The sequence below is a fragment of the Paraburkholderia sp. BR10936 genome (assembly GCF_040965735.1).
Lineage (GTDB): Bacteria > Pseudomonadota > Gammaproteobacteria > Burkholderiales > Burkholderiaceae > Paraburkholderia > Paraburkholderia nodosa_A.
The window spans coordinates 200088-211769 of record NZ_JBFRCM010000005.1 but is presented as its reverse complement, the minus strand read 5'-3'; the positions used below and the strand labels follow the sequence as shown (position 1 = coordinate 211769).

Here is an 11682-nt window from a genome sequence, read left to right as displayed (position 1 = left end):
CGGGCTCCCGTTGCGGGCGGTGGGTTGCAGGGGTCAGGCGGGCTGCGGCACGAGCGCGCCGGCTTCCTCGAGCAGTTCGCGCGCCGCTCGCGCGACGTCGCCCGGGGGCACGCCGCGCAGGCAGGCGTGGTGGCCTTCGGGGCACTCGCCGCGATAGCACCATCGGCACGCCACGTCGCGATAGAGCAGGCGGTGCGGCGTCATCCACGGCGAGTGCTGCGGATTCGTGAGCGCGTAGAGATCGACCACGGGTTTGCCGAGCGCGGCGGCCAGATGCGCCGGTCCGCTGTTGTTGGCGATGAGCAGTGAAGCCTGGTCGAGCAATGCGATCAATTCGGCGAGCGTGAGCGCTCCCGCGAGATCGACCAGACGCGTGCTGCCCGGAGAACGCGAGAAACGCATCACGTCGCGCGTCAACGCGCTTTCCCCGAGGCTTCCGGTGAGCAGGAACGGGCAACGCACTGTGGGCGCGAGCAGATCGAGCGCTTCGGCGAAGAGCGCCGGGGGATACCGCCGGGAAGGCGCGCTCGCGCCCGCATGCACGACGATGCAAGGCTCGGCAGGATCGACGCCATGCATGCGCAGCTTCTGCGCGAGCGTGATGCGCGCGGCGGGGTCCACGCTCAGGCGCATGCGTGAATCGGCCGGGTCGGCGAGATCGGCGCCCACGCTGCGCACGAGCGCGAGCTGCCGCTCGACTTCGTGGCGCACGTCCGTCTGCGGCTCGCGCTCCGGCAGCCAGTTAGTCAGCAATGCGTAAGGATTCTCGCGGCAATGCGCGAGACGCCGCTCGATCCCCGCGAAGAAGCACAGCGTTGCAGCCGGCAGCGGATTCTGGCTGTAGACCGTGAAGATCGCCGCGGCGTCGAAGCGTCCGGCGCGCACGCGCGCGAGCACGGCGTCTTCGTTGCCCGCGCCGTCGGCGTGTCCTTCGGCCGATCCGTGAGCGCCGTTGGCCCACGGCGCGTCGTATTCGATGACGTCGTCCACGTCGGGCAGATAGGGCGCCATGGCCGCGCCTGCGGCCGAAGTCAGCAGCGTGATATGACGGCGCGGCGCGCTTTCGCGCAGCGCGTGCATTGCGGGCGTGGTCATCAGCACGTCGCCTAGTTGATCGAGGCGCACGCAGAGAATGCGCTGCACCTCGGCCCCCCAGGGCTCGCTTGCAGGCTGGCGGCGGGGCGAGCGCGCGTGCGCATCGCGCGGCGCGATCGCAAAGGCGGTTCCGTTCATCGCAGCGCCTCCTCCTGTGCACCGTGGCGCGTTGCCGCCCGCACGCGCCGTTCGTGCTCATAACGCTCCACGATCACCTGCGCGGCCTCGTGCAGATCCGCGACGATCGCGTAGGGCAGGCGCGCCGGCGCGCTTTGCCACTCGGTCTCGTTGCCGCAATCGGCGAGGATCGCGCGGCAACCTGCGCGATTGCCCGCTTCCACGTCGTCGAGGATGTCGCCGACCATCCAGCTGCGCGCGAGGTCGATGCCATGCTCGCGGCTCGCGTGCAGCAGCATGCCGGGCGCAGGCTTGCGACAGGTGCAGTTGCACGCATAGGGCGCCACATGGCCGAGCGGGTCGTGCGGGCACCAGTACGCAGCCTGCAGCGTGGCGCCGCAGCCGGCGAACATGCGGCGCAATTGCGCCTCCACGTCGCCGAGCGCCTCGTGCGCGAAGCGCCCCAGCGCAACGCCGCGCTGGTTGCTCACCACGAATAGCGGTAATGGCGTTCGCGCGAGCAGCGCGAGCGCCTGCGCGGCGCCCGGGGCAAAACGCATACGCGAGGGCTCGACGTTGTACGGCACGTCTTCGAGCAGCGTGCCGTCCTTGTCCAGGAACACCGCTGGGCGGGTAGCGAGCAACCCTCGGGGCCCGGTGGTTCGGTTCAGCATACGGTTCGCTCCTCAACCCACGGCGCGCAGCACGCGGCCCTGGGTGCTTTCCCTCGCGTCCTCGCGCGTGTCGAGGCGCACTCCGGCAAGCTGCGCATAGACGTCTTCGAGTTCGAGACCGATCTGCCGCCACGTGAAGTACGTCTGGGCTCGCTTGCGTCCCGCTTCGCCCATCGCGCGGGCGTGCGCGGGGTCGCCATGAATGGCGAACAGGCGCTCGGCGAGCGCCTGGGGGTCGCGCGGCGGCACGAGCCAGCCCGTTTCGCCGTGACGCACCGAATGGCGAATACCACCCACATCCGCCCCGATTACGGGCGTGGCGCACGCCATTGCCTCCACGGGCGTGATGCCGAACGGCTCGTACCACGGCGTGGTCACGAAGACGTCGGCGGCGCTATAGAAGTCGCGCAACTGCGAGCGCTCGCGGCGGCCCACGAAGGTCACGCGCGGCTCGATCCCGCAGCGGTGCGCAATGCCGCGCAGGCGGGCGATCTCGGGTGTGGCGATTTCGTTGGGCGTTTGCGCGTCGCCGCCCACGACGTAGAGCCGGGCTTTCACGCCGTGGCGCGCCTCGAGCGCGGCCACACCGCGCACGACGTTGTCGATGCCCTTGCGCTCCACGAGGCGGCCGAGTTGCAGCACGCAGAATTCGCCGGCGGGCCAGCCCAGTCGGCGGCGCGCCTGCCGGCGGTCCACGGGCGAGAACTCGTCGGGATCGAAGCCGCAGGCAATGACGGCAATCCGCGCGGGGTCGGCGCGATAGTGCTCGACGAGATCGGCTTCATCGGCCGGACACTCGGCAACGATACAGTCCGCGCGTCGCACGAGCTCGTCTTCGATCGCGAAGCGCTCATCGGGAAAGCCGTCGTTCGCACCCTGGTGGAGGCGCCGCACGCGTCCGAGCGCATGGAACGTCATGACGAGCGGCACATGAAGCGCGTCCTTGACCGCGAGCGCCGCCAGGCCCGACATGAAGAAGTTGGCGTGAATGACGTCGTAGGGACGCCTTTCGGCGCGGCAAAAGTCCACGAGAAACTCGGCGAACCGGGGCATGTGGGGCAGCAGTAGTTCCTTGGGCAGCTGCATGGGCGGCCCGGCGGGGACGTGAATCACGCGTACGCCGTCCATCTCCAGAACGGGCGGCAGCAAGGCGCGGTCGCGCCGCGTGAAGACGTCGACCTGATGTCCGGCGCGCTGGAGTTGACGCGCGACATGCGCGACGTAGATGTTCTGTCCGCCGGTATCGACGCCGCCCGCCACGGCGAGCGGCGACGCGTGTTCACTGACGAGTGCGATTTTCATGACGTGTCCTCGCGAGAAGTGGATGGCGAGCTGTGTGTCGCGTTCAAAGGGGGCGCGGAAAGAACTGCTCGAATGTTGCACCCGGTGCAACGGCGTAAGCGCATTTGCTGTGCCGTTGATTGGACGTGCACAGGAACCGGGGGCGGCGCGGTGCGCGAACCTCGCGTGTATTGCTCGAAACGGGCCTCTGTGGACCTTCCGCATCGGCGCCGCTCAGCCGTGACGAATACCAAAACGCATCTGCCAAAGAGGCGACGCGCTTTTACACCAGGCGGCAAGACGTTTCGACAACGCCCCGGGCGTTGTCGGCGGGCTGCGCGCCGCGGGAGCGTCGATTGCGCAACGGTCCGCTTCAGTATCACTTTGGGGGCAGCCGCGCGATGAATGGAGCAACGCCCAGCCGGCGCGCCGTGCGCTCGCGCATCCTGCGCACGCTCGGCGAAGCGCTGTGGCGGCACCGCAGCGCGAGCGCAGCGGCGGCGTCATTGATGATTCTGGCGCGCCTCGGTGCCATTTCGGTGCCGATCGCGCTCAAGCATCTGATCGACGATCTCGGCCACATTCACTCGTTGGCGGCGCTGCCGGCGCTGCTCGCGATCGTCTATGCGCTGCTGCGCTTCCTGTCGGACGCGCTCGGCGAGGCACGCGATGTGGCGTTCAGCATCGTCGTGCAACGCGCAGTGGCCACGCTGCGCGAACGCACGTTCGCTCAGCTGCACCGGCTGGGCGCGCGCTTTCATGCGCAGCGCGAAACGGGTGCGATCGTGCGGGACGTCCAGAAGGGTGCGGACGGACTGGGCTTCCTGCTTGGCACCGCGCTCTTTTCAGTGCTGCCCACGATGTTCGAAATCGCCGTGGTCGTGGCGATCGTCGCGTCGCACTACGACAACGCCTTTGTGCTCGCCATCGCCGGGACCTTTGCGTGCTATGGGACATGGACCGCGATTTACACCCGCCGCCGGCTCGCGTTCCAGCGCGCGGTGAACTCGCTGGAGGCGCAGGCGGACGGCCGGCTCGTCGACAGCCTGCTCAATCACGACACGGTGAAGTACTTTTCGACGGAGCAGCACGAAGTCGCTCGGCTGCGCACCGTGCTCGACGACTGGGTCCTTGCGCGCACGGCGAATCAGCGCGCGCTGACCGTGCTGCACGTGGGCCAGAGCGGCGTGGTGGCGGCAGGTATTGCGGCGGTGATGGTGATCGCCGTGCAGAACGTGCTGACTCGCGCGATGACGGTGGGCGACCTCATCCTCATCAACGCGTACATCATTCAGGTGTGCGCACCGCTCAATACACTCGGCTTCGTGTTTCGCGAGGCCAACGATGCGTTCGTCGATGTCGAGCGGCTCTTCGCCATCCTCTGTGCGCGCGGCACGCCGGGCGAGGATGAGGACATGCCCGGAGCGAGCGCGCTAGTCGTGCGCGAAGGCGAGGTGGCATTCCGGCACGTCGATTTCGGCTACGACGCGGGGCGGCCCGTGCTGCACGATGTGGGGTTCCTGGCCGAGCCAGGGCGCACCGTTGCCGTGGTGGGCGGCAGCGGCTCAGGCAAATCCACGCTGATCCGGCTGCTGTTCCGCTTCTATCAGCCTCAGCGCGGGACCATCTCCATCGACGGCCACGATATTGCGCACGCCACGCAGTCGAGCCTGCGCGAAGCGATCGGCATCGTGCCGCAAGACACGGTGCTGTTCAACGAGACCATCGCGTACAACATCGCCTACGGCCAGCCCGACGCCACCCGGGCGGATGTCGTGCGCGCCGCGCGCGCGGCCCAGCTCGACGAGTTGATCGAGCGTCTGCCCGACCACTACGAAACGCGTGTGGGCGAGCGCGGCGTGCGCCTGTCGGGCGGAGAGCGGCAGCGCATCGCAATCGCACGCGCGATTCTCAAGAACCCGCGCATCATGGTGTTCGACGAAGCGACCTCGGCGCTCGATACGCGCTCGGAGCGAGCGATCCAGAACGAGCTGCAGCGCCTCGCCCACGGGCGCACGACGATCGTGATCGCGCATCGTCTTTCGACGATCGTCGACGCGGATCTGATCCTCGTGATGGAGCACGGCCGAATCGTCGAACAGGGGCGGCACGACGCGCTGCTCGCCCGCCAGGGCGTGTACGCGAAGATGTGGGCGATGCAATGGCAGCAGGACGATCTCGAGCACGCCGAGCGGCGGCTCGTGACGACGCCCGTGAACGTGGCGAACCTGCTTGCACGGGTGGCCGAGCGTGTTCGTGATTCGCTGGGCGAAGCGGCGGCGCGGCTCGTCACGCAACCCGACGACGGGCTCTATGCCACTGTCGCGAACGGCGACGCGTTGCTGGTGGCCCTCACGCTGCTGGTGGAGAACGAAGTGCAGAATGCGGCGTCGATCGCGGCTTCTGTTACCTCGGCAGGGGCCACGCGAGAAACGCGCGGCGTGCAACTGGCCGCGCGGCGCAGCGCCAATACGGTTTTGCTCGGCGTGGCGGGCGGCGCGCGTCCCGCACCGCTCGACGACAGCGCCCTCGCGCGTATCGAAGCGCTGCTGCGCAAGGCGGGCGCGAGTCTCACGCTAGATCCCGAAGGCCGCCGCGTGCGCTACGCCGTGGCGCTGCCGCTGCATGCGCTGCTGCCCGAGCGCACCGCGGAGCGCGGCGGCGAACTCGCCGGACTGCGCATAGCCGTGCTCGACGACGAAGAGCAAACGCGCGATGCGCTGGAAGCTGCGCTCACATTGCATGGGGCGATCGTGCAGCTCGAAAGCAGCGGTGCGCGATGGCTCGCCGGGTTGCGCGAGACGCCGCGCGCCAGGTGGCCAGATGTACTGCTGTGCGACTTGCAGCTAGACGGCGAAGACGGAACGCAAATCGTCGCAGCGCTACGAGACATGGAAGCGGGCGGCGACTATGCAGGCAAAGCGCTTCCTGCCATCGCCATGACGGGCCAGGTTGCGCGCGCCGATTCCCCCGGCGAAGAACGCAGCCTGTTCGCCGCGCGGCTCACCAAGCCAGTTGCGGTGCCGGCGCTGCTCGCCGCGATCGTCGCGGCAACGCAAGGCGGTAACGAAAGCGCCGGCGCCAGCCACTGACTCCGGCCCGCCGTCTAGATGAGCGGCGTGCCGCCCGTCACCGCAACAGTGGCGCCAGAGATGTAGCTGCCCTCGTGCGACGCGAGCAGCACATACGCACCGGCTAGCTCCGCAGGTTGCCCTGGCCGCCCCATTGGCGTCGCCTTGCCGAAGTCGCGCACGTCTTCGGCCGGCATGGTCGACGGAATGAGCGGTGTCCAGATCGGCCCCGGCGCGACGCAGTTCACACGGATGCCGCGCCCGGCCACGAGTTGGGCGAGACCGCCGGTGAAGTTCTGGATCGCGCCCTTCGTGGCGGCATAGGCGAGCAGTGTGGGCTTGGGCTTGTCCGCGTTGATCGACGCGGTATTGATGATGGCAGCGCCCGGCTGCATGAGCGCGACCGCCTCGCGTGAAATGCGGAACATGGCGCCGATATTGGTATCGAAGGTGCGATCCCATTCCTCGTCGCTGATCGATTCGATCGACTCGTGCGTCATCTGGTACGCGGCGTTGTTCACGAGTATGTCGAGCTTGCCCAGCTCGCGCGCGGTCTTGCTCACGAGCTCGCGGCACCACGCACGGTCGCGGATGTCGCCGGGCAGAAGGAGCGCGCGGCGTCCGGCGTCTTCCACCCAGCGCGCCGTTTCCTTCGCATCGTCGTGCTCGTCGTAGTACGCGATGGCCACGTCGGCGCCCTCGCGCGCAAACGCGATGCATACCGCGCGGCCAATGCCGCTGTCGCCGCCCGTGACGAGGGCGACCTTGCCGGCAAGCCGTCCCGACCCGCGATAACTCTTTTCGCCGTGATCGGGTTGCGGGTCCATAGGTGCGGTGCGCCCGGGCGTGCGGTCCTGCTGCTGATCGGGCATGGGCGGGGCGGGGCGATGTTCGTTCATGGTCCTTACCTCTTCGAAATGACGTTGCATGTTTTCTGCGTACCGCGCGAAGCGCAAGACATATGCCGCACGCCCCGCGAGGCTCCGGTCAGCCGGCGGGCTTGAGCACGACCTTGGTCCAGCCCTCGCTGCGCGCGTCGAACTGCTGGTAGGCATCGGGCGCTTGCTCGAGCGGTAAGGTATGCGAAATGATCCGTGAGGGGCGTGCTTTGCCTGCCGCGATGAGATCGCGCAGCTTGCGGTTATACGCCTTCACGTTGGCCTGACCCGTGGCGATGTGCTGTCCCTTCATCCACAACTGGCCGAAGTCGAAAGCCAACTGCCCCTTCTTCGCCAACTCGTCCTGTGCGCCCGGATCCTTCGGCACGAATACGCCCACCACGCCGATGCCGCCCGTCGGCCGCACAGCCTTCACGAGATTGTTCATCGTCAGGTTCGGCACTTCGCGGCCGTGGCAGGTGCATTGATACCCCACGCACTCGCAGCCGCGGTCGGCGCCTTCGCCGCCGGTCATTTCGACGATGCGCTCGGCGGAGTTGCCGTCGCTGTCGTCGATGGGAATCGCGCCGAGCTTTTCCGCCAGTTGCAAACGGTCCGGGTGGGTATCGACGACCATGATTTTGCTTGCGCCCTGGACCTGGGCCGAGAGCGCCGCCATGAGACCGACGGGTCCCGCACCATAAATGGCGACACTGTCGCCGGGCTGCACGCCCGCGAGCACGGTCGCATGCCAGCCGGTCGGGAAGATGTCGGACAGGAGCACGTAGTCGTTCTCCTTTTCCTCGGCATCGGGCGGCAGGCGCAGGCAGTTGAAGTCGCCGAACGGCACGCGCAGCAGTTCGGCCTGACCGCCGCTGTACGGACCCATGTCGGCGAAGCCGTACGCCGCGCCCGCCATGCCCGGATTGGCCGTCAGGCAAAAGCCGGTGAGCCCGCGCTCGCAGTTCTTGCAGAACCCGCAGCCGATGTTGAATGGCATGCAGACGCGGTCGCCCACCTTCACGCGCACGACGGCGGAACCCACCTCGATCACCACGCCCAGATTTTCGTGGCCAAGGATGCGGCCGGTTTCCATGCTGGTGCGTCCCTCGTACATATGGAGGTCGGAGCCGCAGATATTGGTGCTGGTGATCTTGACGAGCACGTCGGTAGGGCGCTCTATCTTTGCGTCCGGCATAGCTTTGACGGTGACTTTACGCGGACCTTCGTAGACGACAGCTTTCACGTGACTCTCCTCGGGAAGCGCGCGCTGCGCGCAGTTGGCCTGGCGCACGCGGTGTTTCGCCTCATCGCGAATGCGTGCACCCGTTGCAGGCGCATTGACCGTTCCCATGAGCCGGCGGCCAGGGATATCAAGCGGCAGCGGTGGGCGCGAGGGCTCCGACGCCGCTGCCGGCCCCCCCCCAGTGCGAAGCGGCCTCCAGGCACAACCGGTGCGCACACAGCCGGACCACGTCGCCACGGCGAGCCTGATCGAGAACTGGATCGACCGGACCGAAGAGCGCTCTAATTTCTGTTCGGGACGACGCGCCATACTGAAAGGAGGTCGACAATGCAAGATGAATCCGGTACGCGCCCCGCGCAATCGCCTGAAGCCGGGCGGCGCAACACTGCGCCGCCTGCACGCACGAGACAGGAGAAGCGCGACGAGAGCGAGAAGAGCAAGCACGAAGCGTCTGAGAACGAGTTGCCGTCCACCCAGGAAAAGAATCCCATACCACCGGGAACGACGCAGAAGACGTCCTGAAATTGCGTGCCCCGCGCGCTGATCGCGGGCCATGGGCGTGGTCACGCAGAACGCCTTTGCAGGCGTAATCGAGGCGGCCGGTGCGATGGTTGCGCCCTCGCGGACGTCCGCCAATCGAGTATCTTTATCAGGGAGAGTGAGATGGCAAAGCCGCATTCCATGCTAGTCACGACAATGACGGTGCTTTCGATCGCGTTAGCGCCCGGCGTAGCTGCCGCGCAGACGAGCGCGCCTGACGCGTCAGCGAATGGGAGCACATCGAAGGCGCAACGCAAGGAAGCACGCAAGCAGGCGCGAGCGCAAAGAAACGCGGAACTGAAGAAGCTCGAAGAAAATGGATATAACCCGGCTGCGGGAAACGATCCAAATTATCCGAACGATATTCAGAACGCCGAAAGAAAGGCGGCGACGCCTGGTAGCGCGAGCCAATAGATGGCGCTCGTGGCGTGGACGTGGTCCTGCGCCCCAGGTCACATTTCGGCGCTCACGGGGCGCGTGGTCGTTTCGCACTGCACACCGAAAGGTTCGCCAAATTCGGCGAGCAAGGCTTCGAAGTGCGCGGGTTCGAGCGGCGAGGGCGGCCCGAGCCGCGGCTTCAACTGCGCGAGTGCCCGCCCGTATCGCTCGAATGTGGCGAAATCGCGTGGGTAGCGCTCGCTATCGACCCCCGCGAAGCGCCCCTCGTGAGCGGCGTGGGCCAGCAGCGCTCGCCAGCGCGAGATCGGCGCGAGCCCGATGCTTTGCGTGCCGTGGGAGAACAGCGTCATGTCGATGTCCTCGAATGCGGGCGTGCTGTCGAGGAAGCGCTGCAGGGCGTCGGCCGAGGGCTCGACACCGAACAGCAGCCAGAACGGTATGGCGTGAATCTCGAGCGTCGTGAGCGGATCCATCAGCAAGAAAGAGTCGACGAGAAGGCGGCGCGTCTCGATCACGCTTTCCTGATACCAGCGCCGATAAACAGCCGCGGTCGCGAAGCTCAGCGCTTCGGGTTCCTCAAAACGGATCTCGACGATGCGCCATTGCATTGGCCCGGCCAGCTCGGCGAGATCGTCGCGCAGAACGGCGTCGAAGCCCCACTCGGCTTCCGGGGCACGCGCGTCGGGAGCCGGGGGGTCCCACCGTGTGCGCACGCTGCCGTAGTGCGCGAGAAACGCGCGCACGCGCTCGCTGCCGTGCAGATATTCGTCTTCGCTCGCGCCACCCGTGGCGCCGAACTGGAACACCGAACGCTCGCTCGTGCGGGTGACTGCCCAATCGCGCGTGCAGTTCACCACGTAGAGGGTCCCGCCGCGTTCCAGATTGCCGAGCAGGAACTCGCGAAACGCGAGCGGCAGGCGTCGAAACTTGAGCCGGAAATAGCGCATGCCATGCAACATCAGACGGTCCTGGTTGGGATCGTGCATATGATGAACGGCAATGCGATCGTCGGCGGCGAGCAGGGCTTCCGTGATGCGCCGGCTCGTGTCGAAGCCCCGCTGGGCATCATCGGGATCGCTGAACGGCGCGCGGACCGGGCATAGAAAGGTTTGCGGCAGCCAGGGTGCGCGCAGCGCGGCCGCGAGATGGATCATCGCACCGTTCGACGACCCGATAAACGCGCAGCGGCGGGGGACTTGCGGATAAAGGTCGGCAAGCCACTGCGCAATGCGTTCGACGTCGAGGCTCTTCGCGCGGCGAGGATCGATGCCCTCGCTCATGCCGCCGACGATATAGGCCCATTCGCGCTGGCGTTTCGGCAGCGCATTGATTGCGGGCATGAGGCGGTCGAGCAGGGGCGACTGGCTGGGGCTCGAAAAACGTCTTCCGTGCAACATGCTCGCCAGTGCCTGGGCCATGGCGGCGGCGGAATCGAAACGGGCGATGCCCGGCGGCGGCTTGTTCATTGAAGTGCTCCCTTGCTAAACGCCAACGGCACCGGCCTTGAGAAACGGTGTGATCGCAAACGCGAACGCATTGGGCGCGGCGTAATTGAGTGTGTGCGTGCCGCCTTCTATCGTCATCAGCCTGCCGTGCTGCAGTTTGCGCGCGGCCTCCGCGCCCCACCCGAGCGGCGCGACGGGGTCGCGCGTGCCCACGACGACAAGTGCGGGCGCAGCGATGCGCGGGAGCCGCTCGTCGACGGGCTCGCGCACCAGCATGCGCATGGTGGCAAACGCGCGCCACAATCCCGCCTTCGCGTAGTCGATCCGGCCGGCCTTCGCCGGCGTGTGGGGACGCTCGCGCAGTCCGTTGATCCAGTCGCGCCACGCCTGGCGCGGCAGCGAGCGGGCGCGAGGGTCCGGTGTGGGTGCTTGCAGAACGAGGCGATCCACCGCCTGCGGGTAGCGCACTGCGAAATCGGCGAGGACCTGGCAGCCGAAGGAGTTGCCCACGAACATCGCTCGTTTCACGCCGCATGCGTTGAGCCACAAATGCAGCGCATCGGCGAGTTGCGCGAGGCTCAGCGCGTCGCGCCTCCGCGCGAGCGGGCTTTCGCCGAAGCCGGGCAGGTCGGGCGCGAACACGTCAAAGTCGCGCTTGAGCGCGTACGCGAGCGGTTCCATGTACCGGCTCGAGACGACGAGGCCGTGGACCAGCACCACTGGCAATCGGCGGGGCGCGTGCGCGTGGCAGCGTGCGACTCGATAGAACATGCGGTATGGGCCAGCCTGCACGAAGGCGCCTTCGATGCCGCGGCGGCGGCTGCCTCGGTCGATGGCAGCGGTTTGCTTGAGCCTGCGCCAGGCAAGCGTCATCCACACGAGGGCGACAACGCAGACGCACGACAGGCAGATGAGAAAAATGAGCACGGCAGCACG

Annotated in this window: 10 protein-coding genes; 3 read left to right on the top strand and 7 right to left on the bottom strand. The window is 67.3% G+C overall.

Annotated features, from left to right (window positions below):
• Positions 1–33 precede the first annotated feature (33 nt).
• The 3 genes from AB4Y36_RS13265 to AB4Y36_RS13255 are packed head-to-tail and all read right to left on the bottom strand — an operon-like array spanning position 34 to position 3188.
• Positions 34–1233 carry a glycosyltransferase family 9 protein gene (locus tag AB4Y36_RS13265; RefSeq protein ID WP_368683186.1) on the bottom strand — a complete coding sequence of 400 codons (1200 nt, stop codon included), beginning with the start codon at positions 1231–1233 and terminating at the stop codon, positions 34–36.
• Entirely contained in the window at positions 1230–1886 is a 657-nt protein-coding gene (locus tag AB4Y36_RS13260; protein WP_368683185.1) for a D-glycero-alpha-D-manno-heptose-1,7-bisphosphate 7-phosphatase, read from the bottom strand. The genes AB4Y36_RS13265 and AB4Y36_RS13260 overlap by 4 nt, the downstream gene beginning before the upstream one ends.
• 12 nt (positions 1887–1898) lie before the next feature.
• Positions 1899–3188, bottom strand: a complete 1290-nt coding sequence (locus AB4Y36_RS13255; protein ID WP_368683184.1) for a glycosyltransferase family 4 protein — start codon at positions 3186–3188, stop codon at positions 1899–1901.
• Between the two features lie 380 nt (positions 3189–3568).
• Between AB4Y36_RS13255 and AB4Y36_RS13250 the strand changes: the two genes are divergently transcribed.
• Positions 3569–6259 (top strand): ATP-binding cassette domain-containing protein, encoded by a 2691-nt coding sequence (locus tag AB4Y36_RS13250; RefSeq protein WP_368683183.1) that lies wholly within the window; start codon positions 3569–3571, stop codon positions 6257–6259.
• A gap of 14 nt (positions 6260–6273) precedes the next feature.
• Here AB4Y36_RS13250 and AB4Y36_RS13245 read toward each other — a convergent pair whose 3' ends face one another.
• A complete protein-coding gene (locus AB4Y36_RS13245) occupies positions 6274–7137 on the bottom strand; it encodes an SDR family oxidoreductase (RefSeq protein WP_069263077.1) in 864 nt (287 codons plus the stop codon).
• An 88-nt stretch (positions 7138–7225) separates the two neighbouring features.
• Positions 7226–8362: a glutathione-independent formaldehyde dehydrogenase gene (locus AB4Y36_RS13240; protein WP_368683182.1), complete on the bottom strand. Its 1137-nt coding sequence runs from the start codon at positions 8360–8362 to the stop codon at positions 7226–7228.
• A gap of 327 nt (positions 8363–8689) precedes the next feature.
• Here AB4Y36_RS13240 and AB4Y36_RS13235 point away from each other — a divergent pair, with 327 nt between their 5' ends.
• Complete coding sequence (locus AB4Y36_RS13235; RefSeq protein WP_368683181.1) at positions 8690–8884, top strand: hypothetical protein; 195 nt, start codon at positions 8690–8692, stop codon at positions 8882–8884.
• A 159-nt stretch (positions 8885–9043) separates the two neighbouring features.
• Positions 9044–9316, top strand: coding sequence for a DUF4148 domain-containing protein (locus tag AB4Y36_RS13230; protein WP_368683345.1), 273 nt, complete (start codon positions 9044–9046; stop codon positions 9314–9316).
• Positions 9317–9354: 38 nt separating this feature from the next.
• On the opposite strand, the gene AB4Y36_RS13225 is transcribed toward AB4Y36_RS13230, so the two are convergent.
• On the bottom strand, positions 9355–10767 hold the full coding sequence (locus tag AB4Y36_RS13225; RefSeq protein ID WP_368683180.1) for a hypothetical protein: 1413 nt from the start codon (positions 10765–10767) through the stop codon (positions 9355–9357).
• A 15-nt stretch (positions 10768–10782) separates the two neighbouring features.
• Positions 10783–11673, bottom strand: coding sequence for an alpha/beta fold hydrolase (locus AB4Y36_RS13220; RefSeq protein ID WP_368683179.1), 891 nt, complete (start codon positions 11671–11673; stop codon positions 10783–10785).
• Between the last annotated feature and the right edge of the window lie 9 nt (positions 11674–11682).